24 protein-coding genes are annotated in these 25,565 nt (G+C 70.5%); 12 read left to right on the forward strand and 12 right to left on the reverse strand.

The features are described from left to right. Positions 1 to 31: 31 nt before the first annotated feature. Positions 32 to 772: a GntR family transcriptional regulator gene (locus tag ABD691_RS09280; protein ID WP_344679112.1), complete on the reverse strand. Its 741-nt coding sequence runs from the start codon at positions 770 to 772 to the stop codon at positions 32 to 34. A gap of 180 nt (positions 773 to 952) precedes the next feature. Between ABD691_RS09280 and ABD691_RS09285 the strand changes: the two genes are divergently transcribed. Beyond that, positions 953 to 2,077 carry an adenosine deaminase gene (locus ABD691_RS09285; RefSeq protein ID WP_344679114.1) on the forward strand — a complete coding sequence of 375 codons (1,125 nt, stop codon included), beginning with the start codon at positions 953 to 955 and terminating at the stop codon, positions 2,075 to 2,077. A gap of 6 nt (positions 2,078 to 2,083) precedes the next feature. Here ABD691_RS09285 and ABD691_RS09290 read toward each other — a convergent pair whose 3' ends face one another. Further along, entirely contained in the window at positions 2,084 to 2,704 is a 621-nt protein-coding gene (locus ABD691_RS09290; protein ID WP_344679115.1) for an L-threonylcarbamoyladenylate synthase, read from the reverse strand. 254 nt (positions 2,705 to 2,958) lie between these two features. On the opposite strand from ABD691_RS09290, the gene ABD691_RS09295 reads away from it, so the two are divergent. After that, on the forward strand, positions 2,959 to 5,601 hold the full coding sequence (locus ABD691_RS09295) for a glycosyl hydrolase family 65 domain-containing protein (RefSeq protein WP_344679116.1): 2,643 nt from the start codon (positions 2,959 to 2,961) through the stop codon (positions 5,599 to 5,601). Positions 5,602 to 5,649: 48 nt separating this feature from the next. Beyond that, the gene (locus tag ABD691_RS09300) at positions 5,650 to 6,183 is read left to right on the forward strand and encodes a DM13 domain-containing protein (protein ID WP_344679117.1); all 534 of its coding nucleotides are present in this window, start codon (positions 5,650 to 5,652) and stop codon (positions 6,181 to 6,183) included. Here the strand turns inward: ABD691_RS09300 and ABD691_RS09305 are convergent. Continuing rightward, on the reverse strand, positions 6,170 to 7,060 hold the full coding sequence (locus ABD691_RS09305; RefSeq protein ID WP_344679118.1) for a Vgb family protein: 891 nt from the start codon (positions 7,058 to 7,060) through the stop codon (positions 6,170 to 6,172). The genes ABD691_RS09300 and ABD691_RS09305 overlap by 14 nt on opposite strands. A gap of 76 nt (positions 7,061 to 7,136) precedes the next feature. On the opposite strand from ABD691_RS09305, the gene ABD691_RS09310 reads away from it, so the two are divergent. Further along, positions 7,137 to 8,939 (forward strand): P-loop NTPase fold protein, encoded by a 1,803-nt coding sequence (locus ABD691_RS09310; protein WP_344679119.1) that lies wholly within the window; start codon positions 7,137 to 7,139, stop codon positions 8,937 to 8,939. Positions 8,940 to 8,954: 15 nt separating this feature from the next. Here the strand turns inward: ABD691_RS09310 and ABD691_RS09315 are convergent, their stop codons facing one another. The 5 genes from ABD691_RS09315 to ABD691_RS09335 form a co-directional block, all read right to left on the reverse strand. Then, entirely contained in the window at positions 8,955 to 10,052 is a 1,098-nt protein-coding gene (locus ABD691_RS09315) for an ABC transporter ATP-binding protein (RefSeq protein WP_344679120.1), read from the reverse strand. A gap of 18 nt (positions 10,053 to 10,070) precedes the next feature. Further along, on the reverse strand, positions 10,071 to 10,898 hold the full coding sequence (locus tag ABD691_RS09320) for a carbohydrate ABC transporter permease (protein WP_344679121.1): 828 nt from the start codon (positions 10,896 to 10,898) through the stop codon (positions 10,071 to 10,073). Continuing rightward, positions 10,895 to 11,830 (reverse strand): carbohydrate ABC transporter permease, encoded by a 936-nt coding sequence (locus ABD691_RS09325; RefSeq protein ID WP_344679122.1) that lies wholly within the window; start codon positions 11,828 to 11,830, stop codon positions 10,895 to 10,897. Before ABD691_RS09325 ends, ABD691_RS09320 begins: the two co-directional genes overlap by 4 nt. Positions 11,831 to 11,897: 67 nt before the next feature. Continuing rightward, a complete protein-coding gene (locus ABD691_RS09330) occupies positions 11,898 to 13,250 on the reverse strand; it encodes an ABC transporter substrate-binding protein (RefSeq protein WP_344679123.1) in 1,353 nt (450 codons plus the stop codon). After that, positions 13,243 to 14,247, reverse strand: a complete 1,005-nt coding sequence (locus tag ABD691_RS09335; protein WP_344679766.1) for a zinc-dependent alcohol dehydrogenase family protein — start codon at positions 14,245 to 14,247, stop codon at positions 13,243 to 13,245. Before ABD691_RS09335 ends, ABD691_RS09330 begins: the two co-directional genes overlap by 8 nt. 127 nt (positions 14,248 to 14,374) lie before the next feature. Here ABD691_RS09335 and ABD691_RS09340 point away from each other — a divergent pair, with 127 nt between their 5' ends. The 6 genes from ABD691_RS09340 (at position 14,375) to ABD691_RS09365 (ending at position 18,563) form a co-directional block, all read left to right on the forward strand. Continuing rightward, positions 14,375 to 15,358: a sugar-binding transcriptional regulator gene (locus ABD691_RS09340; RefSeq protein WP_344679124.1), complete on the forward strand. Its 984-nt coding sequence runs from the start codon at positions 14,375 to 14,377 to the stop codon at positions 15,356 to 15,358. Between the two features lie 10 nt (positions 15,359 to 15,368). Then, positions 15,369 to 15,884 carry a heme-binding beta-barrel domain-containing protein gene (locus tag ABD691_RS09345; RefSeq protein WP_344679125.1) on the forward strand — a complete coding sequence of 172 codons (516 nt, stop codon included), beginning with the start codon at positions 15,369 to 15,371 and terminating at the stop codon, positions 15,882 to 15,884. 217 nt (positions 15,885 to 16,101) lie between these two features. Then, entirely contained in the window at positions 16,102 to 16,449 is a 348-nt protein-coding gene (locus ABD691_RS09350; RefSeq protein WP_344679126.1) for an SAV_915 family protein, read from the forward strand. Beyond that, positions 16,449 to 16,715 (forward strand): hypothetical protein, encoded by a 267-nt coding sequence (locus ABD691_RS09355; RefSeq protein ID WP_344679127.1) that lies wholly within the window; start codon positions 16,449 to 16,451, stop codon positions 16,713 to 16,715. The genes ABD691_RS09350 and ABD691_RS09355 overlap by 1 nt, the downstream gene beginning before the upstream one ends. Positions 16,716 to 16,728: 13 nt before the next feature. Further along, entirely contained in the window at positions 16,729 to 17,970 is a 1,242-nt protein-coding gene (locus ABD691_RS09360; RefSeq protein ID WP_344679128.1) for a hypothetical protein, read from the forward strand. A 173-nt stretch (positions 17,971 to 18,143) separates the two neighbouring features. After that, a complete protein-coding gene (locus ABD691_RS09365) occupies positions 18,144 to 18,563 on the forward strand; it encodes a hypothetical protein (protein WP_344679129.1) in 420 nt (139 codons plus the stop codon). A gap of 46 nt (positions 18,564 to 18,609) precedes the next feature. Here the strand turns inward: ABD691_RS09365 and ABD691_RS09370 are convergent, their stop codons facing one another. The 4 genes from ABD691_RS09370 to mdlC form a co-directional block, all read right to left on the reverse strand. Continuing rightward, the gene (locus tag ABD691_RS09370) at positions 18,610 to 18,903 is read right to left on the reverse strand and encodes a putative quinol monooxygenase (protein WP_344679130.1); all 294 of its coding nucleotides are present in this window, start codon (positions 18,901 to 18,903) and stop codon (positions 18,610 to 18,612) included. Positions 18,904 to 18,978: 75 nt separating this feature from the next. Next, positions 18,979 to 20,439 (reverse strand): aldehyde dehydrogenase family protein, encoded by a 1,461-nt coding sequence (locus ABD691_RS09375; protein ID WP_344679131.1) that lies wholly within the window; start codon positions 20,437 to 20,439, stop codon positions 18,979 to 18,981. 17 nt (positions 20,440 to 20,456) lie between these two features. Next, positions 20,457 to 21,764 (reverse strand): MFS transporter, encoded by a 1,308-nt coding sequence (locus tag ABD691_RS09380; protein ID WP_344679132.1) that lies wholly within the window; start codon positions 21,762 to 21,764, stop codon positions 20,457 to 20,459. A gap of 92 nt (positions 21,765 to 21,856) precedes the next feature. Continuing rightward, the gene (gene mdlC / locus ABD691_RS09385; protein ID WP_344679133.1) at positions 21,857 to 23,443 is read right to left on the reverse strand and encodes a benzoylformate decarboxylase; all 1,587 of its coding nucleotides are present in this window, start codon (positions 23,441 to 23,443) and stop codon (positions 21,857 to 21,859) included. 129 nt (positions 23,444 to 23,572) lie between these two features. Here mdlC and ABD691_RS09390 point away from each other — a divergent pair, with 129 nt between their 5' ends. Both ABD691_RS09390 and ABD691_RS09395 read left to right on the forward strand, forming a co-directional pair. Beyond that, positions 23,573 to 24,469, forward strand: coding sequence for a LysR family transcriptional regulator (locus tag ABD691_RS09390; protein WP_344679134.1), 897 nt, complete (start codon positions 23,573 to 23,575; stop codon positions 24,467 to 24,469). Between the two features lie 61 nt (positions 24,470 to 24,530). Then, positions 24,531 to 25,346, forward strand: a complete 816-nt coding sequence (locus ABD691_RS09395; RefSeq protein ID WP_344679136.1) for an SAM-dependent methyltransferase — start codon at positions 24,531 to 24,533, stop codon at positions 25,344 to 25,346. Positions 25,347 to 25,565: the final 219 nt, after the last annotated feature.

Raw genomic sequence — 25,565 nt, forward strand, 5'->3', positions numbered from 1 at the left:
AATGCGCGGTTCCGCGGCGGAACCGGGTGTTTCAACGGGACTGGCGGACCGCCAGGCCCGGCGCGCCGCTGGGCAGCACGTACTTGGCCGCCAGCAGCGGGGTGCGCTCGACCGAGACGACCTGGGTCACCAGCACGACCGGGGTGTCACCGGGGCGGCCGAACAGCTCGCCCCGCCTGCTGCCGAGCACGGTCGCGGTCACGGTGCTGGCACCGGTCAGCGGCAGGCCGCCGGTGGCCGAGGTCAGGACCCCGAGCATGGTGCCGGACTTCGACGCGGCGCCTTCGAGCACTCCCGGCAGCGCGGGGTCGACCGCCGCCAGCGCCTCGTCGTGGACGCACCACTCCTCTGCCAGGCAGGCCGGCGCCCCGTCGACCTCGACGAGGCTCTCCCAGAACCGGACCTCACCGCCGGCGGGTACCGGCAGGTGCTGCATGACCAGGTCGGTGGGCTCCTCCCGCTCCCGCACCAGCGGGCAGACCCGGCTGCCGGGCCCGAGCAGCGACTCGATGGCCTGGAGCCGCTCGAACCCGCGCCGGGCGGGGCGTTCGCTGACCGTGCGCCCGACCCCGCGCCGGACGGTGATCACGCCGTCCTCCTGCAGCAGGATCAGCGCCTCCCGCAGGGCCGTGCGGCTGACCCCCAGCGCGGCGGCGAGCTCGGGTTCCGACGGCAGCGCGGATCCCGGCGGGTAGGTCCCGTCCCGGACGGCGTCGACGATCCGCTCGTAGAGTTCCACCACCGGTCGCCGCTGCGGTCGTCTGCCCGCCACGGTTCACCCCCTGCTCCCGACTGATGTCAGACAAATTAGAGAGCGGTTCACCTAGCCGTCAACACCGCCCGCGAGCTTGAGCGGGCATGACCTTGACATCTCATGCGGGACGGGAGTAAACCGTTCGCTCAACACCCGCCGACTTGTCAGACAACAGCACATCCCTCAGGAGGTAACTTCGTGCCCCACGTGCCGACCCCCGACCAGATCCGACGCGCCCCGAAGGTCCTGCTGCACGACCACCTCGACGGCGGGCTGCGCCCGGAGACGGTGCTGGAACTGGCCGAGCAGACCGGCTACGACCAGCTGCCGACGACCGATCCGGCGGGCATCACCGAGTGGTTCGCCGCGGCGAGCGAGGCGGGCTCGCTGGAGGAGTACCTGGAGCGGTTCGTGCACACCGTCGGCGTCATGCAGACCGCCCCGGCGATCCGCCGGGTCGCCGCCGAGTGCGCCGAGGACCTGGCCGCGGACGGCGTCGTCTACGCCGAGGTCCGGTACGCGCCCGAGCTGAGCACCCAGCGCGGGCTGGGCCTCGACGAGGTCGTGGAGGCGATCATCGAGGGCTTCCGGGAGGGCGCGGCCCGCGCGACCGCGGCGGGCCACCGCATCCGCGTCGGGGTGCTGCTGTGCGCGATGCGCCAGGAGGACCGCGCCGACGAGATCGCCGAGCTGGCGGTGCGCTACCGGGACTCCGGCGTCGTCGGCTTCGACATCGCCGGGCCGGAGGCGGGGTTCCCGCCCTCCCGTTCGCTCAAGGCGTTCGAGTACCTGCGGCGGGAGAACTGCCACTTCACCATCCACGCCGGTGAGGGCTACGGGCTGCCGTCGATCTGGCAGGCGTTGCAGTGGTGCGGCGCGGCGCGGCTGGGCCACGGCGTGCGCATCGTCGACGACGTCGAGATCGGCGAGGACGGCAAGGCCCGCCTGGGCAGGCTGGCCTCCTTCGTGCGGGACCGGCGCATCCCGCTGGAGATGTGCCCGCGCTCCAACGTGCACACCGGCACCGTGCCGTCGCTGGCCGAGCACCCGATCGCGCTGCTGCGGCGGCTGCACTTCCGGGTCACGGTCAACACCGACAACCGGCTGATGAGCCAGACCTCGATGACCCGCGAGTTCCGCGAGCTGGTCGAGCAGTTCGAGTACTCGCTCGACGACATGCAGTGGTTCACCGTCAACGCGATGAAGTCGGCGTTCATCCCGTTCGACCAGCGGCTGGCGCTGATCAACGAGGTGATCAAGCCCGGCTACGCCGCGCTGCGCTCGGAGACGCTGTTCGGCCGGGTCGCCGAGCACATGGGCTGACCCGCCCTACTCGAAGCGGGCCGGGTCGCCCGCGCCGTGGCGCACGATCTCGGGTTCCCCGCCGGAGAAGTCGACCACGGTGGTCGGCTCCACGCCGCAGTCGCCGGAGTCGATGACCGCGTCGAGCACGTGGTCGAGCCGGTCCTTGATCTCCCAGCCCTGGGTCATCGGGTCCTCGTCACCGGGCAGCAGCAGCGTGCTCGACAGCAGCGGCTCACCCAGCTCGGCCAGCAACGCCTGGGTCGTGACGTGGTCGGGGATGCGGATGCCGACGGTCTTCTTCTTCGGGTGCATCAGCCTGCGCGGGACCTCCTTGGTCGCCGGGAGGATGAAGGTGTAGCTGCCCGGGGTGGACGCCTTGACCGCCCGGAACACCGCGTTGTTGATGTGCACGAACTGTCCGAGCTGGGCGAAGTCCCGGCACACCAGCGTGAAGTGGTGCTTGTCGCCCAGGTGCCGGATCGAGCGGATGCGGTCCACGCCGTCGCGGTTGTCCAGCCGGCAGCCGAGCGCGAAGCACGAGTCGGTCGGGTAGGCGATCAGGCCGTCCTCCCGGACGATGTCGACCACCTGACCGATGGACCGCGGCTGGGGGTTGTCCGGATGCACGTCGTAGTACTTCGCCATGCCGGCAGCGTAGTCCCGGAGCCGCGTCCGCTCCGCCGGGCGAGCGCGGCGCGCCGGGACCATTCCGTCCAATAAGGACGTCTCGGCCATTGCGGACGTCCCGGTGACGGATCCGGCAAAACGGCCCCACGCGGCAGCGCGGAGCGGGTACGGTCCGGCACGGACGGTGACGGTGGCGGACTTTCCTTGACTGTCGTCGCGCCGGACGGTTAGGTCCTCGACTGCTCCGTTCTGAACCGAACAAGAGGTGGACCATGCGACTGACCCGGCTCGTGGGCGTCCTCGGCGGGATCGCGCTCTCGGCGTCGGCCACCGTGGCCCCGGCACCGCTGGCCGCCGCGGACGACTGCGCCGGCGGCCAGGGCTGGGAGTTGTCGACCGACCGCTTCGACCCCGACTACACGCGGCACGCCTTCGTCGGCAACGGCTACCTCTCCCAGCGGGTTCCGCCGCAGGGCGCGGGCTACGCCGCTACCGGCGAGAAGACCGGGTTCCCGCTGGAAACCCCGCGCTACGACGGCGCTTTCGTGGCCGGCCTCTACGGCGAGGGCCCCAGCTCGCAGAGCGAGCAGCTGCGCCACGCCATCGCCGCGATCCCCACGTGGTCGACGCTGGCGGTCGGCTCCGACGAGCACACCTACACCGCGCAGACGCCGCCGGAGCAGATCTCGAACTTCCGGCAGTCGCTGAGCTTCCGCTGCGGCGTCGTGCGCACCTCCCTCACCTGGACCGCGCCGGACGGCCGGGCCACCGACCTGGACTACGAGGTCGTCGCCGACCGCGCCAACCCGCACGTCGGCGCGGTGCGGGTGCGGATGACCCCGCGCTGGGAGGGGCATGCCGAGGTCGCCGACGTCATCGACGGCGCGGGCGCCCGCCGGATGCACCCGACCGGCGGGCGGGCCTCCGGCGACACGGTGCAGGTCGGCTTCGAGACCGACGGCGTGCGCGCCGCCGGCACCGTCGCATCGACGCTGCGCGCCGACGACGTGGACGCCGTGCCGCGGCAGCGCGTCGACGGGCTCACCGCCGAGCAGCGGCTCAGCTTCCCGGTGCGGGCGGGGCGGACCTACGAGTTCAGCAAGTTCGTCGGGGTCGACACCTCCGTGACCAACCCCGGGCACGCCGAAGCGGCGGCGCGGGAGTCCCGGGCCGCCGCGGAACGGGGCTGGGACGAGCTGTTCGACGAGCACGTCGAGCGCTGGAAGCGGTTGTGGGAAAGCGACATCCGCGTCCCGGGCCGCCCCGATCTGCAGAACACGCTGCGCTCCAGCCAGTACGCGATCCTGTCCAGCGTCCGCGAGGAACAGGACTTCAGCGTCGCGCCTGCGGGCCTGAGCAGCGACAACTACGCGGGCCTGATCTTCTGGGACACCGAGCTGTGGATGTACCCGAGCCTGCTGCTGCGCCACCCCGAGATCGCGCGGTCGGTGGTGGAGTACCGCGAGAAGATGCTGCCCGCGGCTCGTGCCAACGCCGCCGCGATCGGGCAGCGCGGCGCGTTCTACCCGTGGACCAGCGCCGACAGCGGGGATCTGCAGAAGGACTGCCACAGCTGGGATCCGCCGCACTGCCTGACCCAGAACCACCTGCAGAGCGACGTGTCGCTCGCGGCCTGGCAGTACTACCAGGCCACCGGCGACCGCCGGTGGCTGCGCGAGCACGGCTGGCCGGTGTTGCAGGGCATCGCCGAGTACTGGGCGCACCGGGCCACCCCGAACGCCGACGGCAGCTACTCGATCAACAACGTGGCCGGGCCGGACGAGTACAGCAACGGCGTCAACGACGGGGTGTTCACCAACGCCGGAGCGGCGATCTCGTTGCGCAACGCCACGAAGGCCGCCGCGCTGGTCGGTGAGCAGGCTCCCCCGGAGTGGAACGCCGTGGCCGACAAGCTGCGCATCCCGTTCGATCCGCAGCAGCAGGTCTTCCAGCAGTACGACGGCTACCAGGGTCAGCAGATCAAGCAGGCCGACGCGGTCCTCCTCCAGTACCCGCTGGAATGGCCGATGACGCCGGAAGCCGCGGCGCGCACGCTGGACTACTACGCGCCGCGCACCGATCCCGACGGACCGGCGATGACGGACTCGGCGCACGCGATCGACGCCGCCGCCACCGGCGAGCCGGGCTGCGCGGCCAACACCTACCTGGAGCGGTCGATCCGGCCCTTCGAGAAGGACCCGTTCGCGCAGTTCTCCGAAGCGCGCGGGGAACGGGCCGGTGAGGGCGCCGGGGCGCCGACGTTCAACTTCCTCACCGGCGCGGGCGGTTACACCCAGGTCTTCACCCACGGCCTGACCGGGCTGCGGTGGCGCGAGGACCGGGTCGTGCTCGACCCGACGCTCCCGCCGCAGCTGGCCGACGGGGTGGAGCTGACCGGGCTGAAGTGGCAGGGCCGGACGTTCGACGTGCGCCTGGGCGCGGAGGAGAGCACCGTGACGCTGCGCGAGGGCGAGCCGTTCACCGTGCAGGCGCCCGACGGAGCGCACGTGGTCAGCGGCGGTTCCCCGCTGACGCTGAAGACCCGCAGGCCGGACCTGGTTCCCACGGACAACCTGGCCCGCTGCCAGGCAGCCGCCGCGGACAGCGAGGAACCCGGCAAGTACGCCGAAGCCGCGGTCGACGGCAACACCGCCACCACCTGGGCCCTGGCGGGAGCGCGCGGCTCGATGACCGTCGATCTCGGCTCGCCGCAACGGATCTCGCGCCTCACGCCGCGCTGGACCGAGACCGCGCCGGGCTCGTGGCGGCTGCTGACCTCGGTCGACGGCAGGGAGTTCACCGAGGCGCAGCCGGAGATCCCCGGCGGGCGGCTCGCCCGGTACGTCCGGGTGGAGCTGACGGGTCCGGAAGGCCCCGAGCACGCCGGGATCGCCGAGCTCGAAGTGCGGCCGTAAGCACTCCGTAAGGCGCAGAACGCCCTGGCCGGGGTTAGCGTCGGTGCCATGAGACGACGGACCCTGGCCGCGGTGGCGGTGGCAGTGCTGGTGGTGCTGCTGGGATTCGGGGCGTGGGCGTTCCAGCCGTGGCGGGTGTGGACCCAGCACACCGTCGACGAGGCGCTGCCGTCCGCGCCCGTCACCAGCTCCGCCCCGCCCGCCGAACCGGGCACGAGCCCGGCCCCGCCTCCGGAACCGGTGGAGCTCGCGACGGGCGCCTTCGTCGCCCAGGAGCACGAGACCAGCGGTGTCGCGCGGGTGGTTCGGCTGCCGGACGGTTCCCGGCTGCTGCGCATCGAAGGTCTGTCCACATCGGATGGACCGGATCTGCACGTGTGGCTGACCGACCAGACCGCGGGCGGCGAGTGGAGCAAGTACGACGACGGGCGGTACCTCGCGCTCGGCCCGCTCAAGGGCAACCGCGGGAGCCAGAACTACCCCGTACCGCCCGACGCCGACCTGGCCGGGCTGACGAGCGTGGTGATCTGGTGCGACCGGTTCAACGTCGCTTTCGGCTCCGCTCCGCTCACCTCGGGCTGACCCGGGCGAGCGCGCCGGTTTCCAGCGCCGTCCACAGCGCACCGTCCGGTCCGAGGGCGATGCCGTGCGGTTCCGAGCCGGCCGCGGACAGGTCGTGGACCTCGATCTCGCCGTCGACCGTGATCGAGCCGACGCGGTTGGCGCCCCACTCGGTGAACCACAGCCTCCCGTCAGCTCCGGAGGTGATCGCGTGCGGCCGGGCCGCTCGGTCGGGCAGCGGGAATTCGGCGATCCCGCCGTCCGGGGTGATCCGGCCGACCTGCCCGGCGCCGATCTCGACGAACCACACCGCGCCGTCCGGGGCCGCCGCGATCCCCACCGGTGCGGCGCCCTCGGTCGGCAACCGGTGAACCGCGACCGCGCCGTCCACCCCGATCCGGCCGATCGCGTTGGCCATGTTCATGGTGAACCACATCCCGCCGTCGGCCCCGGCGGTGATCGCCGACGGGAACGCGCCGTCGACCGGCAGCTCGAACTCCCGCACCCGGCCGTCTCCGGTGATCCGGCCGATGCGGTTGGCAGCGGTTTCGGTGAACCACAGCGCACCGTCCGGACCGGCGGCGATGCCGTACGGACCGGCGTCCGGCGTGGGCAGTCCGAACCCGGTGATCTCGCCTCCGGTGGTGATCCGGCCGATCCGGTGCGCCTTGTACTCGGTGAACCACAGCGCGCCATCCGGCCCCGGCGCGATGATCGTCGGCCCGCTGTCCGGGTCGAGCTGGTGGCTGGTGGGCTCCTCCCCCGGCACCAACCGGCCGATCCTGCCGCCGTGGACCACGGTGAACCACAGCGCACCATCGGGTCCCGAGGTGAGCGCGTACGGGCCTCCGGACTCGTCGGTGACGGTGTGCTGCTCGATCGAAACGGCCGACGTCATGCGATCTCCTTGCCGTGTTGCGGGTCCATGCATTATCCGGCTCCGCAGCTGGTGATCAACTGGAATACTGCCGGTGATGACAACGGCGGACGGGAACACGGCGCGGGCGCGGTTCGTGGTGCTCAACGACGAGCCGGTCGAGGACGGCCGGGGTGACCTGCTCGGCGTCTCGGAGACGGCGCGGTCGCTCACGGATCTCATCACCACGTCCCGCTCGTCGACCCCGTTCACGGTGGCCATCGACGCGGGCTGGGGCACCGGCAAGAGCAGCCTCATGCGCCTGATGCGCTCCCAGCTGGAAGCCGACGGCGTTCCCACCGCGTGGTTCAACGCCTGGACGTCCGGACCGGACGCGCTGGAGGTGCTGATCAAGTCGGTGCTGCTGAGCTTCGACCGCAGCATCCTGCGCCGCGGCTACCACCGGCTCGCCCGGCGCCGCCGCCTCGTCGGCGTGGCGCGGATCGCCGCCGCCGTGGCGCTCAGCGCCTTCGGGCTCCGGCGGCTGGTCGACGACCTGTGGCAGCGGCTGACGGTGGATGCCAAGGCGCGCAACGAGATCCGCGACGTGGTGCGGGAGATGGCCGAGGAGTGGGTGGGGTCCGGGAGCGGACCGGACCGCCAGCTCGTGGTCTTCGTCGACGATCTCGACCGCTGCCAGGGCGAGGTCGTGCTGACCGTCTGCGAGGCCATCAAGCTCTACCTCGACGTCCCCGGGCTGGTGTTCGTCATCGGCTGCGACCAGGCGGTGCTGGCCCGCAACGTGCAGGGGACGGAGGGCGCGGCCCGCGCGCTGGAACACCTGGAGAAGATCGTCCAGGTCAACTACCGCGCCCCGGTGCCGGACGAGGCCGCCGTGCGCAGGCTCATCGACGGTTACGCCGAGCGCTCGGGCACCGGCGAGCTGTTCCACGACGGGCTGGCGACCCTGGTCGCCCAGCGCACCAAGCGCAACCCGCGCCGGATCAAGCGGCTGATCAACAGCTTCGTGCTGGAGTACCGGCTCAACCGCGACTGGCAGCGCTTCGGCCCGGCGGCGCTGGTGCGGATCATCCTGCTCCAGCACTTCTACCCCGGGTTCTACCGGCTGCTCACCGGCACCGGCGACCGCGACTTCACGCGGGAGTTCCTGACCTACACCGAAGTCCGCGCCGCTTGCCGGTCGGGGCACCCGACCGACGAGCACTCGGCGTTCTTCACCGGTCTCGGGTTCGCCGAGCCGCCGACGACCGACCGCGACCGGATGCTCGCGCTGCTCACCGAGGCCGAGCAGGAACTCCCGGTGGAGTTCCCCCAGCTCGCGAGCAACCCGGAGTTCGTCTCGCTGCTGAGGGAACTGCGCGACGACCCCGAGTTCGACACGCTGCGCACCCATCTCCAGCTCGGTGTGCACCCGGTCTCGGAGGAGCCGGTGAGCTACACCGTCGACGACCAACCGCCGTACCGGAAGCGCAAGATCCGGCCCCAGCCCGAGAACGGGTTTGCCTGCAACATCCTCTGGATCGACGACCGCTTCGATCCCGCGGTGGATGTGCCGGTCAGCCACGACACGCTGGCCCGCGTCCGGAACCGCGGCTTCGACATCCACATCGAGCCTGCCGACTGCCTTCGCACCGCGCAGCGGAAGCTGGCGCAGTGGACGCCCGACCTGATCATCTCCGACATCTCCCGCGACGGAGACGACGCGGCCGGGTTCGACGATCTGGCCGCGCTCCGCGTGGAACAGATCTACGAAGGTCCGGTGATCTTCTACACCAGCATCGTCACCCCGGCCCGCATCCGCCGCGCCCGCGAACTCGGGGCGTTCGGGGTGACCGCCGACCCCGATGAACTGGACAAATGGGTGGAAGTCGTCCTGATGAAGCAACGACTGGCGAAGTGAGGGCCCGCACCGGGCTCACCCCAGCCGCAGGGTCGTCTCCGGGTGGAAGACGTGCACCTCCCCGGAGTCGCGCAGCCCCACCCGGACCCGATCGCCGAGCCGGGGCGGTGTCCGCCCGTCCACCCGGACCACGAGCCGCTGGCGCTCGGCGCCGACCGCCACCACGCCGTGCAGGTAGGCGTCGGCGCCGAGCTCCTCGACGAGTTCGACGGTCAGGGCGAAGCCCGGCTCGTCCGAGCCGACCAGGTGCAGCGACTCCGGCCGCACCCCGAAGGTCACCTCCGCCAGGTCCTGGCGCGCGATCTCGTCGGAGATCGCGCGCGGCAGCGGCACCGCCAGGTCCGCCAGCAGGACCCCGCCGTTGTCCGGCACCGCGGTCAGCAGGTTCATCGCGGGCGAGCCGATGAACCCGGCGACGAACGCGTTGGCCGGGTTCTCGTACAGCTCCCGGGGAGAGGCGCACTGCTGGAGGACGCCGTCCTTGAGCACCGCGACCCGGTCCCCCATGGTCATCGCCTCGACCTGGTCGTGCGTGACGTAGAGGGTGGTGGTGCCCAGTCTCCGTTGCAGGGCGGCGATGTTGGCGCGGGTCTCGACCCGCAGCTTGGCGTCCAGGTTGGACAGCGGCTCGTCCATCAGGAACACGCTGGGCTCGCGGACGATCGCCCGGCCCATCGCCACCCGCTGGCGCTGGCCGCCGGAGAGCGCCTTCGGCTTGCGGTCCAGGTACTTGGTCAGGTCGAGCATCCCGGCCGCCTCGGCGACCTTCGCGCGCACCTGCTCCTTCGGCATCCCGCGCAGCTTCAGGGCGAAACCCATGTTCTCCGCGACCGTCATGTGCGGGTACAGCGCGTAGGACTGGAACACCATCGCGATGTCCCGCGCCTTCGGCGGCAGGTCGGTGACCACGCGCGACCCGATGCGGATCTCGCCCTCGTCGACGTCCTCCAGGCCGGCGAGCATCCGCAGCGCGGTCGACTTGCCCGAGCCGGAAGGGCCCACCAGGACCAGGAACTCGCCGTCGGCGACGTCCAGGTCGAGCCGGTCGACCGCGCGCACCGGCGTGGCGCCCGGGTACACCCGGGACGCGTCGGCGTAGACGACTTCAGCCATGTCGAAGCTCCTTCGAGGTTATTTGACCGCGCCCATGGACAGACCGCGCACCAGGTGGTTCTGGGCGAACCAGCCGACCACCATCACCGGCAGCGAGGCCATCAGCGCGGCGGCCGACAGCTGCGCCCAGTACAGGCCCTCGCTGGTGATGAAGCCGACCAGGAACACCGGAACCGTCCCGGCCTGGGCCGCCGTGAGGTTGACCGCGTAGAAGAACTCGGTCCAGGAGAAGATCACGCAGATCAGCGCCGTGGCCGCGATGCCGGGCGCCACCACCGGAAGCACCAGCCGGAGCAGCAGGGTCGGCAGGTTGGCCCCGTCGACCCGGCCTGCCTCGATCATCTCCCTGGGCACCTCCAGGAAGAACGAGCGCATCATCCACACGGCCAGCGGCAGGTTCATCGCGGTGTAGAGGACGACCAGCACCCACACGTTGTCCAGCAGCCGCAGGTTCTGCGAGATCACGTACAGCGGGATGATCGCCGCGACGATCGGAAGCATCTTGGTGGACAGGAAGAATCCCAGGGCGTTGCGGGTTCCCGGCACCGCCGCGATCGACAGCGCGTAGGCCGCCGGGATTCCCAGCAGCAGCACGAGCACAGTGGACACCACGGTCACGAACGCCGAATTCCCCAGGTACGGCAGGAAACCGCGTTCGACGATGCCCGCGAACTGCTCCAGCGTCGGGGTGAACAGCAACCTCGGCGGGTCGGTGTAGGCGTCCGACTCCTGCTTGAACGCCGTCAGCACCATCCACAGCAGGGGGAACACGAACAGGATCGCGACCACCCAGGTCACCGCCGTCAGCGCCCAGCGCCCGGCGGGGTTGGCGGAACGCACGCTCATCTCACCTCACCGCTCACGCCGAAGGTCCGGAACATCAGGCGCAGCGCGAAGGTCGCCACGATCAGCGTCAGCACCACCACGATGACGCCCATCGCCGATGACTGGCCGACGTCGAAGCCCTCGAACGCCCGCTGGTAGATGTAGTAGGGCAGGTTCGTGCTGGCGGTGCCCGGACCGCCCTGGGTCATCAGGAAGATCGCGTCGAAGCTGTTGACCACGTAGATCGCGCCCAGCAGCACGGCCAGCTGCAGGTAGCGGCTCAGCTGCGGCAGCGTGATGGAGACGAAGGTGCGCCACCGCCCGGCGCCGTCGACCGCCGCGGCCTCCAACACCTCCCGGGACTGCGCCTGCAGCCCGGCCAGGATCAGCAGCATCATGAACGGCGTCCACTGCCACACGATCTGGGCCATCACCGACGCCAGCGGGTACTCCGAGAGCCAGTCGGTGTCACCGCCGAGGACGAAGTTGAGCAGCCCGTAGGTCGGGTCGAACATCGTCGTCTTCCACAGCAGCGCGCCCGCCGCGGGCAGGATCAGGAACGGGGTGATGAGCAGCGTGCGCACCATGCCCCGGCCGAGGAACTTCCGGTCCAGCAGCAGCGCCAGACCCAGCCCCAGCAGCATCGCCACCAGCACGCAGACCACGGTGAGCACGACCGTGTTGAGCATCGCGCCGCGGAACTGGCTGTCGGCGAAGACGTCGACGTAGTTGCTCAGGCCGACGAAGTGCCGCGAGCCGGGGCGCACCAGGTTCCACGACTGGAACGAGTAGAAAACGGTGAGCAGGAAGGGGATCTGGGTCACCACGATGGTGAACAGCAGCGCCGGCAGCAGCGGTCCGCGCCGCTTCCACGCCGCCACCGACCACTTGCCGTCGGGCTTGCGCGTCCTGGTCGCGACCACCGGTGGTGGGGGCGCCGTCAGCTGGGTCATCGTCCCTCCTCTGCCTTGCGGGACACCCGCACCCGGTCAGGCCGACGAGCAGGCGAAAAAGTGTGGCTCATCGGCCCTCCTGGTACGACCTGCCGACCGTCTCGGCGTACTCCTGAGACTGCCGCAGCGCCTCGTCGACCGTGATCTGCCCGGCCACCGCCGCCGAGAGCTGCTGGCTGACGCGCGTGCCGAGGTCCTGGAACTCCGGGATCCCCACGAACTGGATCCCCGGGTAGGGCACCGGCCGCGTCATGGTGTTCTGCTGCTGCGCCTGGTTGATCCCGTCGAGCGTCGGCTGCGCGTACGCCTTGGCCGCCTCGCGGTACTCGGGGATGTCGTAAGTGGACATCCGCACCCCCGGCGGAACGCGGTTCCAGCCGAAGCTGTTGCCGACGGTGTGCACGAACCGCTTGTCGGTCATCCACCGCATGAAGCTCCAGGCAGCTTCCTTGTCCTCGGTCACCTTCGGCATCGCCAGCGACCAGGTGTAGAGCCAGCCGCTGCTCGCGGTCCTGTCGACCGGCGCCGCGACATACCCCGACTTGCCGACGATCGTGCTGCTGGACGGGTCCTCGTTGGTCCCGGCCATGACCGTCGCGTCGTACCACATCGCGGCCTGCCCCTGCGCGTAGCGCGTGCCGCACTCGGAGAAGCCCGCGCTGGACGCGCCGACCTCGCCGTGCTCGCGCACCAGGTTGACGTAGAACTCCGCGGCCGCGCGGAACTCCGGCGAAGTCAGCTGCGCGTTCCAGTTCTCGTCGAACCAGCGGGCGCCGAAGGTGTTGGCCACCGTGCTGAACGGGGCCAGGCTCTCGCCCCAGCCGGGCTTGCCGCGCAGGCAGATCCCGGCGACACCGGCCTGCTCGTCGTCGAGCTTCGCGGCGAACTCGGCGATCTGCTGCCACGTCGGGCGTTCCGGCATCGTGAGCCCGGCGCGTTCGAAGAGGTCCTTGCGGTAGGCCAGGAACGACGACTCGCCGTAGAACGGCACCGCGTACATCGACCCCTGGTGCGACAGCGAGTCCCGGATGCTGGGGATGAAGTCGGCCTCGTCGTAACCGGGGCTGCGGTCGATGTGCGGCTGGAGGTTCTCCAGCCACCCGTTGGCCGCCCACTGCGGGGTCTCGTAGTTGCTGATCATCACCACGTCGAACTCGCCGCCCTCGGTGGCGGTGGAGGCGGTGATCTTGGCGCGCGCCTGGTTCTCCGGCAGCTGCACGAACTTCAGCCGGATTCCCGGGTTCTCCTGCTCGAACTGCTTGGACAGCGCAACCGCGTCCTCCATCTGCGGGTTGGACACGATCGCGATCACCAGCGTCCGCCCGCCCGCGCCGAGCGCGCCCGCCCCGGCGCAGCCGGTGAGCGCGAACAGCGCGGCCACCAGCAGCAGCGCGAGCCGCGGCCTGAACCTGCTAGCCATCGAAACCTCCCGGCAGCACCTGGACCTTCAGTCCCGCACCGCTGCGCATCAGGTCCAGCGCCTTCGGGTACTCCTCCAACGGCAGCGCGTCGGTGAGCAGTTCTGCGGTGTCGACCGCGCCCGCGGCGACCAGGTCCAGCGCCGCGCCGAAGCTGTGCAGCACCGCCATCGACCCGACGACGGTGATCTCGTCGTTGTAGATCCGGAACGGCGAGAGCGCGACCCGGGCCTCGGCCGGGGCGACGCCGAAGACCAGCAGCCTGCCGCCGCGGCGAAGCGAGTCGAAGGCGGCCTCGATGGCGGGGGCGGCCCCGGTGCAGTCGACGGCCGCGTCGAAGCGCTCGTCGTCGAGTTCGGACACGTCCGCGGCGACCGCGGCGGCGCCGAGCCTGGTGGCGCGGGGAAGCCGGGCGGCGTTGCGGTCGACGACCGTGACCGAGGCTCCGGCGCGTTGCAGCAACTGCTGCATCACCAGCCCCATCGTCCCCGCGCCGACGACGAGGAACCGCTCCCCCGCCTCGACGCCGATGCGGCGCACTCCGTGCACCGCGCACGAGACCGGCTCGACCAGGGCGCCTTGCTGCCAGGTCATCGAGTCGGGGATGCGGTAGCAGTTGGCCGACGGCACCGCGACGTACTCGGCGAAGGCGCCGTCCACGGTGTCGCCGGTCGCGCCCCAGTTGGCGCAGAGGTTGCCGTGCCCGGAGCGGCAGGGGGTGCAGTAGCCGCAGAACAGCGACGGGTCGACGGCCACCCGGTCGCCGATCCGCCAGCCGCCGGGCACGTCCGGGCCGAGCTCGACGACCTCGCCCGCGAACTCGTGCCCCGGGACGATCGGGTAGGGCGTGGGCGGGAAGTGGCCGTCGGCGATGTGCAGGTCGGTGCCGCAGATGCCGCAGGCACCGACCTTGATCACGAGCTGCCGGTCGCCGGGTACGGGATCAGGCACGTCCCCGACCCGCACGGACCCGGGCCGGTCAACGATCGCGGCGCGCATGAGACCTCGTTTCACTCTGCTCATATGAGCACTTTGCGATGTCGCCATCTCGGAACTTGTCGAGCATTGAAGAACTTCGCAGGTGTTACGTCAACCTTTCCGGCGAATTTCGGGTTATGGTGCTCATATGAGCACCGATCCGACACCGGTCCGGCTCGCCGAGACGCTGACCACGGCGACCGTCGCGCGCCGGTTCTACGTGCAGGGCAGGTCCAAGCTGGAGATCGCCGAGGAGTTCGGCATCAGCCGCTTCAAGGTCGCCAGGATCCTCACCGCCGCAAGGGAAAGCGGCCTGGTGCGGATCGAGTTCGACCTGCCCGCGCCGATCGACCTGCCGCTGTCCGACGACGTCCGCGCCGCCTACGGGCTGCGCCGCGTGCTGGTGCTCAACCGAGCGCATTCCAGGAGCGACAAGCACGGGCAGCGCAAGCGGATCGGGCAGCTGGCCGCGGATCTGCTCACCGAGATCGTCACCGCCGACGACGTCGTCGGCCTGTCCTGGGCGCGGTCGGTCAACGTCATGGCCGAGTCGGTCCGCTCGCTGCCGCGCTGCCCGATCGTGCAGCTGTGCGGGGTGCAGGCGGGCATGGACATGCGCGACCGTTCGGTGGAGACCGTCTCCAGGGTGGCCGCGATCTCCGGCGGCGACGCCTACCCGATCTACGGGCCGCTGGTGCTGCCGGACCGCCGCACCGCCGAGATCCTGCGCGCCCAGCCGGGCATCGCCGAGACGTTCGCGCAGTTCCGGCACCTGACCAAGGCGGTCGTCAGCATCGGGGCGTGGACCGAGGGCCAGTCCACGGTCTACGACGCGGTCGGCCCGGAGGAGCGCGAGTCGATCCGGCGGCGGGGTGCCACCGCGGAGATCGCGGCCCGGCTGTTCGACGCCGACGGAAACGCGCTGTCGACCGGGCTTTCCCACCACGTGCTGGCGATCTCCCAGGAGCAGCTGCGCGCGGTGCCGGAGGTGATCGCGCTCGGCTACAGCGAGCCGAAGGCCGAGGCGGTCGACGCGGTGCTGCGGTCCGGAGTGGTCAGCACGCTGATCACCGATGCCGAGGTGGCCGAGCTGTTGCTGGGGTTCGCCGCGCGGCGCCCGCCCGGGCACTAGGCTCCCGGCCATGCTGCCGATCCCGGACGACACGGCCTCGCCGAACGGACTGCACGACATCTGCGGGCCGCTGCTCCCGCTGGTCGGGGTGTGGCGGGCGGAGGGCGAGGTCGACTACCCCACCATCGACGGCCCGCACCGGTTCGGCCAGCAGCTCGTGATCTCCCACGACGGCCGCCCGTTCCTGCACCACGACGCCCGCGCCTGGCTGCTCGACGAGGCGGGCGAGGTGATCCGCCCGGCGGCGCGCGAGACGGGCTGGTGGCGCCCGCAGCCCGACGGCCGGATCGAGCTGCTGCTGACCCACGCCACCGGGCTGCTGGAGCTGTTCTACGGCACGGCGGGCGAAGCGGAGTGGGAGCTGAGCACCGAGACCGTGCTGCGCTCGGCGAGCGCCAAGGACGTCAACGCCGCCCGCCGCCGCTACTCGCTGCGGCCCGACGGCCGCCTCACCTACACCGAGCACCGGGCCATGATGGGCAGACCGATGACCTTGCACGTCTCGTCGGTGCTGGAGCGGAGCTGACACCAGGTCGACGGCCGGGGCCGCGGTACTCGCCGTGTTCGGAGCGGCGTCGCGCCGACCGCTATGTCGTCGCCGGAATTTCGCCTGCTGATCGAACACTGCGCTGTTCGAGTGATCATACCTGAGGTGATCGGAAACCGGCCTCTACCGTACGAGCCGCTTCGATACGGTCCGGGAGCGTCGCATCGATTCCTTGGGGAAGGAGCACGCCGCCGCAATGGCTGGAAGAGAGACGTTCGGCACCGGATCACCCGATCCTAGCGGGCCTGTGCCCGAAGATCTCGATGACGCGTTCGAAGACCCACCGCAAGCGTTTGTACCGTGCAAGCCGGTCAAGGCCGGTTCCGCCGAGGCCACGGTAGAGCTGCGCCGGACTACGACCGGAGAACTGGCACTGCCGACCTTCACAAGTCTCCGGCGTTTCGTGGAGGGCTGCGGAGACCGGCAGCCGTGGATCGCTGTAGCACGAGCCGACGTGCAGAAGATCGCAGAGCAAGTGGGCGCGGAGGTCGTGCTGGAAGACGTCGCATTACCCGATACCGAACGGCGAACGGGGAATGAGTGATGGGCGGGTTCGAGAACGTGCCCGGCGAAATGGACATCCTCACGCAAACGCTGGAGACCGGCGCAGCGGGTTTGGACGGGATCGGCCCCGCACCGGTGGCGAACGCTGGTGAGTCCATCGGAGTTCTCGCCGACGCAGTCGCACGCCTGGCTCGGGCCAGCGCGGGGGTAAGCGGCGGGTTGCACCATGCTGCCGAGGATGTCCGCGCCGCCAAGAGCGAGTACCTGCGTGCCGATGACACAGGCGCCGACAACATGCCCCGCTGACCTTGAGGAAACCATGAGCGTCGCCACCATTGACGTCAACGTCAAGGCCGACCCGGTCTCATGCCGGGAACTGGCCTCATGGCTCAAAACACTGTCGCAAGCCAACCATGACGGCGCGACTGCCGTGCTCAAGGCGGTTTCGTCCTCCGAATCGTTCTGGCACGGGCAAGCCAGTGACACCTTCCGGGATCAGATGTCCCGAAGCGCTCGGGAAATCGACGACCTCGTACAAGCGATTGATCGGGCGGCCTCGGGCGTGGAGTTGTTCGCGGACGACATCGAGACAGTGCGCCAGCGGATGACCCAGTGCCTGCAGATCGCCCACGACGCCGGCCTCGCGGTAATCGGCTCCTCAATCCAGAAACCTCCGGGTGGCCCCGCCGACACAGCATCGGAGGGCGCCAGTGGAGACATGCCAGGGCTGGACCCCAAACGGGCTGAACACGCCGCAGCGGAACGCAAGCTGGAAGCGTGGCGGGAAATCGAGTCCACCGCTGATGACGCGCGACGCTACGAACGTACGGCTCATCGATCGCTGCTCAAGGCGCTGGACGCCTCGAACACCGTCATCGCCGCGATCACCGCAACACCTCTCACCTGGATCAGTCGCGGGCTCGCATACGCAGGCACAGCGCACGGCGCGGCGACGACACTTGCTCAGAACGCCGAGTCCATGCGCAGCTTCGCGGAAAACTTCCAGCGTTGGGCTGCGGACAGCACTATGCCCGCATCGCTTCGGGAATCGAATCTCCGGCAACTTCTGCTCAACGCCGGTATGGACCAGCGCGCAGCGGACAGCAACGCAAGACTGCTGGGAAACACGGGCAGGACCGCTGCCGGCGACCTGTTGCTCAAGCGGCTCACGACGTCGCTGGCCGGCACGAGCACGAAAGAAGGAGTCTTTCGAAACACTGCCAGGGCGTTTTCCGTAGTCGGCGTAGCCGCCGCCGGGATCTTCACCGGACTGGACATCGCCGCGGGAAAGCCGGTGGGCAAGGCGATCGCCGTGAACTTCGGAGCGTTGGGCGCCAGCACGGCAGCGGGTGCGGGCGCCAGTGCTCTGATGGCCGGTGCCGGTGCGGCCGGCGCTCCCGTGACGCTCACCGGACTGGGCGTGGGCTTCGCCGCCGCCACGGCGTGGACCTACTTCCAGGAGAACGACTTGCGAGATCTCTACCGGGACTTGGGAGGAGACGGGATCGACAGCCCGGACGACAACTCGGACGAGTACCGCAAGGGAAGGTTCGGACGGTAGCCGATATGCCTGATCTTCCACCCCGCCCGGACTCGAGCAGCGGGGAGCCTCGACCGCCGGCAGCACCGGTCCAGTTCGAGGGCGCGGAAACCGAACGTGCGCCGTCGCGTGTGCCGAAACCTCCCGAAGGAGCAGGCCCGGTCCTCGAGCACTATCGCGAGTCGAGCCGAAGCGTGTGGCTGTCGGCGCCCGCCCCGGTTCTGATCCTCCTGATCGGAGCGGTCTGGCACAGCGGGTTCGTCGCTCTGACCTACTGGTTCGTCTGGGTCATCGTGGCGGCAGTGTTCGCCTTCACCGTCTACGTTGGACGAGCCACCGTCGTCACCGCCGGCTCGGATTGGGTGCGGTGCAACGGTGCGGCAGTACGCACATACGAGCTCATCAGCATCCGTTATGCCGCACGAGGTATGGGCGGCGTCGACCTCGTACTCACGGACAGAACTGGCAGCGTGGTCATACCTCTGAGCCACCTGCAAGCGAACAAGCGGCTTTGGGGTTACGTGTACTTGGGCATGCGATATTCCGCTGCCAACGGAGCGAAACTTGACCGCACGACCCGCGCTCAATTCCCCGAACTCGTGTCGGACGAGTAAGACACCCCTCACCACTCTCCTGAGGTGAAGGGTGTCCTCCTGCCCATCAGTCGAAAGGCGGCCCGGTGTGCGAGATCTCGTGCTTGAACACCTGGGCGTCCCTGAACTCGATCGAGACGGACGGGCGCGGCGCCGCCGCGCGGAAGGCTTCCAGGGCCTCGTGCGACTCCCAGTACTCGAAGTTGTTCACCCGGCCCGGTTCGAGCGGGTCGGGTGAGATGGACAGGTCGAGGCAGCCCGGGTGGCCGCGGGCCGCCTCGACGATGGCGCGGTGGCCCTCGATGAACCGGTCCCGCTCCTCCGGATCGACGTACAACTTGCCTGCGACGATGACCGCCACGCCGCTCTCCCTCCGCGATCTCGGGGCCGTTCCCCCGGAAGCGGCGGCAGACTAGCGGCCAGGTACGACAATCCCTCAGAACGGGTACTGCTGGACCGGCCCCTGGATGGTCACCCACTGGGTCTCGGTGAACGACTCGATGTTGGCCGCCGCGGTCCCGATCCGGCCGCCGTTGCCGGAGTGCTTGACCCCGCCGAACGGGATGTGCGGGTGGTCGGCGACGGTCTGGTCGTTGATGTGCACCAGGCCGCTCGGGATCCGCTTGGCCACCTCCCACGCCTGCATCGCGTCCGCGCCGAGGACGCTCAGCGACAGGCCGTACTCGGTGTCGGCGGCGATCTCCACGGCTTCGTCGACCGTGCGGTACCGCAGCACCGGCGCCACCGGGCCGAAGATCTCCTCGCGGAACGCGGGGGTCGCGCGCCGGACGCCGTCGAGCACGGTCGGCCGGTAGAACAGCCCGTCGTAGTCGCCGCCCGCCGCGACCACGGCTCCGGACTCGACGCTTTCGGTGACCAGCCGGTGGATGTTGTCGCGCTGCTTGGCGTCGATGATCGGGCCCAGCGCGACGTCGGCGGTGTGCGGGTCGCCGACCGGCAGGTTGCGCGCCTTCTCGGCGAGCGCGGCGACGTAGTCGTCCGCGATGGACTCGTGCACGAGGTGGCGGCCCGCCGCCATGCAGATCTGGCCCTGGTGCAGGAAAGCGCCCCACGCCGCGGCCGACACCGCCGCGGCGACGTTGGCTCCCGGGAGCACGATCAGCGCGTTGTTGCCGCCCAGCTCCAGGTGCGCGCGCTTGAGGTGGGTGGCCGCGGCTTCCGCGACCTTGCGCCCGGCCGCGGTCGAGCCGGTGAACGCGATGACCCGGGTGTGCCGGTTGGCCACCAGGGCCGCACCCGCGTCCGCGCCGCCGGGCAGCATCTGGAAAACGCCCTCCGGCACCCCGGCCGCCTCGAACACCGCCGCCAGCGCCACGCCGCCGCACACCGCGGTCCGCGTGTCCGGCTTGAGCACCACCGAGTTGCCCAGCGCGAGCGCCGGTGCCACCGCCCGGATCGACAGGATCATCGGGAAGTTGAACGGCGCGATCACGCCGACGACCCCGGCCGCGACCCGCCTGCTGAAGCTGAGCCTGCCGTCGGCCGACGGCAGCAGTTCGCCGCTGGCGTGCGAGGGCAGCGCCGCCGCCTCGAAGCACTCGGTCGCGGCGGTGCGCGCCTCCAGTTCGGCCTTCGGGCCGATCGATCCGGCCTCCCGGACGATCCAGGTGCGGATTTCCTCCGCATGCTCCTCGAAGATCCGCCCGGCCCGGCGCAGGATCGCCGCCCGCTCCTCGAACGGCGTCCGCTCCCAATCACTTTGGGCCGCGGCGGCCTTCGCGCAGGCGGCGTCGACGTCGTCCGCCGTCGCGGAACCGACGTGGCCGAGCACGTCGCCGGTCGCCGGCTCGACGACCTCGGCCGGCGTGCCGCTCGCGGCGGTCCAGGCACCGGTGAAGACCTTCTTGTCCCAGACCTCGTTGCCGAACAAAGACATGGTGGGCTCCTCTCGGTTCAGGAAGCGGTGACCGCGACCGGTTCGCGCCGCGCGGTCCGGAACTTCTTCTTGGCCACGACCGCCACCGCGACCGCGCCGATCACGCCGGGCACGGCCACGGCGATGAAGTTCTGCTGGAACGGCAGTTCCAGCGCCAGCAGCGCACCGCCGAGGGTCGGCCCGCCGATCGCGCCGATGCGGCCGACCCCGGCCGCCCAGCCGACACCGGTGGAGCGCACCTCGGCCGGGTAGTACTCGACGGCGAAGGCGTGGATGATCGCCAGCACGCCGATCGTGGCGGCACCGGCCACGAACAGCAGCACGTTGAGCACCAGCGAGTTCGGGTTGAACGACAGCCCGATCAGCGACACCGAGGCGAGCACGAAGTACAGCACCAGCGTGCCGCGGTAGTTCCAGCGGTCGGCCATCCAGCCGCCGGCCACCGCGCCGACCATGCCGCCGAGGTTGAGCACGACCAGGTTCCACAGCGCCGAGCCCAGCGGGTATCCCGCGGTCTGCATCAGCTTCGGCAGCCAGGTGTTGAGGCCGTAGCTGAGCAGCATGCACATCGCGAAGAACACCCAGATCAGCACGTTGTTGAGCGCGTTGCCGTTGGCGAACAGCTGGGCCAGCCGGGCCTTGCCCGCTTCCGTCCGCTCCCCGGCCACCACGTCGCTGTGGTCGTTGTGCGGATCCACCTTGCGCAGCACCGAAAGCAGCTTCGCGCGGTCGCCGTTGGCGGCGAGGAACTCCGGCGACTCGGGCAGGAAGCGCAGCAGGACCGGCACCAGCAGCAGCGGGAGCCCTGAGATGTAGAAGACGCCGCGCCAGGTCCAGACCGGCTCGATGTAGATGGCGAACACCGCCGCGCCGATGCCGCCGACGGAGTAGAACGACGACACCAGCGTCACCCACAGCGCCTTGACCCGCCTGGGCGCGAACTCGCCCGTCATGGCGATGAAGTTCGGCACCAGGGCGCCCAGCGCGGCACCGACGGCGAACCGCAGCGCGCCGAGCTGGAACGGCCCGGTGGTGAAGGCGCAGGCGAGCGATCCCGCGCTGGCGATCGTCACGCAGGTGATCATCAGCGGCCTGCGTCCGTAGCGGTCGGCCAGCGGCGCGATGCCCATGCCGCCGACCAGCATCCCGACCAGCGCCATCGACCCGAGCGTCCCGGCGGTGACCGGGTCCATCTGCCACTCGTCCATCAGGTGCGCGATGACGGTTCCGTACGAGACCATGTCGTAGCCGTCGACGATCATGAGCAGCGAGCACATGACCAGGACCCCGACGTGGAAACCGTTCAGGCGAGCGTTACCGACCACGGACGTGACGGTGTGCTGAGACAACTCCGGAATCCCCTTTTTCCTGGCGTTTGTTTTTCCTGGCGTTTGCTGGAAAGACCCGAGTTCCCCGGTCAGGGCTCGGTGAGCTGGGTTTCGACCTCGATCACGGCGGGCCTGCCGGATCCGAGGGCGGCCTTGAAGGCGACGGCGAAGTCCTCGGCGGTGCGGACCGAGGTGGCGTCGACGCCGTAACCGCCCGCGATGCGCACGAAGTCGATGTCCGGCACGTCCATGCCGGGCGTCTCCCCGGCGTCGAGGACCTTGGCGAACCAGCGCAGGGCCCCGTAGGTGCCGTTCTTCAGGATCACGATGATCACCGGGATGCGGTACTGCGCGGCGGTCCACAGCGCGGTGATGCCGTAGTTCGCCGAGCCGTCTCCGATGAGCCCGACGACCTGCCGCTCGGCGTGGGCGAGCTGCGCGCCCACGGCCGCGGGGAGCCCGAAGCCGAGCCCGCCGGAGGCCGGGAAGAAGTAGCTGCCCTGGTGGGAAAGGTCCATCTGCGACCAGAAAGCACCGGTGGTCGCGGTGGATTCCTTGACGTAGACGGCGTCTTCCGGCGCGATCTCGCGCAGCGTCGCGAACAGCTCCGCCGGGTGCAGGCCGCTGCCGGTGCTGGTGATCTCGGGAAAGCCGGGCAGCGGCGGCAGTTCCGGACGCGCGGTCGCGCGGACGCCGGCTGCGATGCGCGCCAGCGCGTCCTTGATGTCGCAGACCAGCGCCTCCCCCATCGGCGCCCGCGCGGCCTCGGCCGGGTCGCCGGTCAGGTGCACCAGCCGCGTGCCCTCCGGCAGGTAGTCGCCGGGGACGTACTGGTGGTAGCGGAACACCGGGGCACCGGCGACGAGGACGAGGTCGTGGCCGTCGAGCGCGTCGGTCACGCCCTGGACGGCGGCGGGCAGCACGCCGCGGAAGCCGCGGTGGCGGGTCGGGAACGGGCAGCGGGACGCCGACGGCGCGATCCAGACCGGCAGGCGCAGCTTGTCGGCCAGCCGCACGGCGTCGTCGTTGGCGCACCGGGCGTCCACGTCGGGACCGAGGACCAGCACCGGGTTCTCGGCCGCGTCGAGCGCGACGACCAGGTCGCCGAGCTGCGCTTCGCTCAGCGAGCCCGCCGCGGCGGTGCTGCGGCGCAGCAGGTGTTCGGTGCTCTGCGGAGCTTCGCGCGCCCAGTCGTCGTAGGGCACCGACACGTAGACCGGGCCCTTGGCAGGCAGGTTCGCGATGTGGATGGCCTCGCTGATCGTGCGCGGTACGTCTTCGGCGCAGGTCGGCTCCGCGCTCCACTTGACCAGCGGCTTGGGCAGCTGCGGCGCGTCGACGTTGGCGAGCATGACCTCCTGGCCGATCGTCTCGCGCACCTGCTGCCCGGCGGTGATCACCAGCGGGCTGTGCGAGTAGACCGCGTTGGTCAGCGGTCCCAGCGCGTTGCCGGTGCCCGCGGCGGCGTGCAGGTTGACGAACGCCGAGCCGCCGCGGGCCAACGCGTAGCCATCGGCCATCGCCAGCACCGCGCCCTCGTGCAGGCCCAGCACGTAGCGGAAGTCGTCGGGCATGCCCGCCAGGAACGGCAGTTCGTTGGACCCCGGGTTGCCGAAGATCGTCTTCAGCCCGTGCGCCCGCAGCAGGTCGTAGGTCGTCTCCCGCACGTCGGCCATCTGGCCCGCCTTCCGTGGTCCCGATCGCGGCCGAAGTGCGCCGCATTCCCGGGTCACCCTAGGCAACCAGGCACGATAGGCATAATGAATGCTGTTGATCGGCACATAGGGCACATCTATTCTCGCCGGGTGCGGGAAGTCGACCTGAACCTCATGAAGACGTTCGTGCTGCTCTACGAGACGCGCAGCGTGACCAGGACCGCGGAGGCGATGTTCATCACCCAGCCGTCGGTCAGCCACGCACTGCGACGGCTGCGCAGGCAGTTCAACGACGAGCTGTTCCTGCGCTCGCCGGACGGCCTGACCCCCACCGAGACCGCCGAGCGGATGTACCCGAGGCTCCAGCAGGCGCTGGAGGTGATCGTCGAGACGGTCTCCGACGCCGCCGCCTTCAGCCCGCGGACCTCCGAGCGCACCTTCCGGCTCTGCGCGACCGACCTCGGCGAGATCAGCCTGCTCCCGGCCGTGCTCGCCAGGCTGGAGGACGAGGCCCCGCGGTGCACCGTCGAGGTCACGCCGCTGGACTTCGCCGACGCGGCGCAGAACCTCCGCCAGGGCCGGGCCGACGCGGTCATCTGCACCCCGCGCATCGATGCCCCCGACCTGCAGCGCGACGGGCTGTTCACGGAGAACTACGTCGGCCTCTGCGCGAGCTCGCACCCCAGGATCGGCGACCACCCGACGCTGGCGGACTACCTCGGCGAGCGGCACATCGTCGTGCACGAGGCGGCCGGGCACGTCGACACCGACCGGGAGCTGACCCGGCTCGGGCACCGCCGGGACGTGGCGGTGCGGGTGCCGCACTTCTCCGTGCTGCCCGAACTGCTGGCCCGGACCGGCTTCCTGTCCGCGGTGCCCAGCCGAGTCGCCGGGCTGTTCACCCGCTCCTCGGACGTGCGCACCTTCGCGCTCCCGCTGGCGCTGCCCAGGGTCGAGGTCTCGCTCTACACCTACCGCCGCGCCCTGCCCGCGCCCGGCATCGAGTGGCTGCGCGAGCTGATCTCGCAAACCCTGCGGACCGAGTGACCCGCGCCGAGTGGTTCGGACCAGATACGATCATGCGCACACCGTGAGGAGGGGGAGGCCCGTGCCGACCGAGCAGTCCGGGTCGCTGCCCAGCGACCAGCCGATGACCGGAACCGACAGCACCGTGCCGCACTCAGCGCGGATCACCAACTTCTGGCTCGGCGGCAAGGACCACTACGCCGTCGACCGCGAAGCGGGCGAGCGGTACATGGAGACCTTCCCGTCCATCGTGGAGATGGCCCGCTCCGGCCGCGAGTTCCTGGCCCGCGCGGTCGGGTTCCTCGCCGGGCAGGGCATCCGCCAGTACCTCGACATCGGCACCGGACTGCCCACCGCCGACAACACCCACGAGCTGGCGCAGCGCGCGGCGCCCGAGTCGCGCATCGTCTACGTCGACAACGACCCGATGGTCCTGGCGCACGCCCGCGTGCTGCTGACCAGCACCCCCGAGGGCGCCGCCGACTACCTCGACGCCGACCTGCGCGACCCCGCCGCGATCCTGGCCGGGGCCGCCGCCCTGCTGGACTTCGACCGCCCGGTCGCGCTGATGCTGATGGGCATCATCGGCCACGTCGGCGACGACGCGGAGCTGCGCGCGATCCTGGCCGAGCTGCTGGCCGCGCTGGTGCCGGGCAGCTACCTGGTGATCGGCGACGGCAGCGACCTGGACCCCGCGCAGGTGCGGGCGCAGGAGCGCTACAACGAGGGCGGCTCGCCGCCCTACCGGCTGCGCAGCCCGGAGCAGCTGGAGTCGCTGTTCGACGGCCTGGAGCTGGTCGAGCCCGGCCTGGTCCCCGCCGCGCACTGGCGTCCCGGACCGGACTCCACGCCCTACGCTGAAACGATTTCCCGCTGCGGCATCGCCCGCAAGCCCTGAGAACCGCAGTCGCGGCGTTGCTGCTCCACCTCGAACGGCGCCCGTAGTTCCCGCAGTACCTCGGCGTCGACGAGCAGGACCGGGACGTCCTGACCCGGCGTGCCGGTGCCGACACTGCGCGGTGACGCCCGGCTCGTCGAAGTCGGGCACGCCGTTTCCTGGTCGACTTCGGCCCGGTCGGGTCGGGTCGGGCGATCGAGGATGCTGCCTACGCCGCCT

It is taken from the genome of Saccharopolyspora taberi (assembly GCF_039534165.1).
GTDB classification, from domain to species: Bacteria; Actinomycetota; Actinomycetes; order Mycobacteriales; family Pseudonocardiaceae; genus Saccharopolyspora_D; species Saccharopolyspora_D taberi.

Coding starts and splice junctions, on each gene's coding strand:
- ABD691_RS09290 (WP_344679115.1), bottom strand. CDS start 2,704: ATGGCGAAGTACTACGACGTGCATCCGGACAACCCCCAGCCGCGGTCC.
- ABD691_RS09295 (WP_344679116.1), top strand. CDS start 2,959: ATGCGACTGACCCGGCTCGTGGGCGTCCTCGGCGGGATCGCGCTCTCG.
- ABD691_RS09300 (WP_344679117.1), top strand. CDS start 5,650: ATGAGACGACGGACCCTGGCCGCGGTGGCGGTGGCAGTGCTGGTGGTG.
- ABD691_RS09305 (WP_344679118.1), bottom strand. CDS start 7,060: ATGACGTCGGCCGTTTCGATCGAGCAGCACACCGTCACCGACGAGTCC.
- ABD691_RS09310 (WP_344679119.1), top strand. CDS start 7,137: ATGACAACGGCGGACGGGAACACGGCGCGGGCGCGGTTCGTGGTGCTC.
- ABD691_RS09315 (WP_344679120.1), bottom strand. CDS start 10,052: ATGGCTGAAGTCGTCTACGCCGACGCGTCCCGGGTGTACCCGGGCGCC.
- ABD691_RS09320 (WP_344679121.1), bottom strand. CDS start 10,898: ATGAGCGTGCGTTCCGCCAACCCCGCCGGGCGCTGGGCGCTGACGGCG.
- ABD691_RS09325 (WP_344679122.1), bottom strand. CDS start 11,830: ATGACCCAGCTGACGGCGCCCCCACCACCGGTGGTCGCGACCAGGACG.
- ABD691_RS09330 (WP_344679123.1), bottom strand. CDS start 13,250: ATGGCTAGCAGGTTCAGGCCGCGGCTCGCGCTGCTGCTGGTGGCCGCG.
- ABD691_RS09335 (WP_344679766.1), bottom strand. CDS start 14,247: ATGCGCGCCGCGATCGTTGACCGGCCCGGGTCCGTGCGGGTCGGGGAC.
- ABD691_RS09340 (WP_344679124.1), top strand. CDS start 14,375: ATGAGCACCGATCCGACACCGGTCCGGCTCGCCGAGACGCTGACCACG.
- ABD691_RS09345 (WP_344679125.1), top strand. CDS start 15,369: ATGCTGCCGATCCCGGACGACACGGCCTCGCCGAACGGACTGCACGAC.
- ABD691_RS09350 (WP_344679126.1), top strand. CDS start 16,102: ATGGCTGGAAGAGAGACGTTCGGCACCGGATCACCCGATCCTAGCGGG.
- ABD691_RS09355 (WP_344679127.1), top strand. CDS start 16,449: ATGGGCGGGTTCGAGAACGTGCCCGGCGAAATGGACATCCTCACGCAA.
- ABD691_RS09360 (WP_344679128.1), top strand. CDS start 16,729: ATGAGCGTCGCCACCATTGACGTCAACGTCAAGGCCGACCCGGTCTCA.
- ABD691_RS09375 (WP_344679131.1), bottom strand. CDS start 20,439: ATGTCTTTGTTCGGCAACGAGGTCTGGGACAAGAAGGTCTTCACCGGT.
- mdlC (WP_344679133.1), bottom strand. CDS start 23,443: ATGGCCGACGTGCGGGAGACGACCTACGACCTGCTGCGGGCGCACGGG.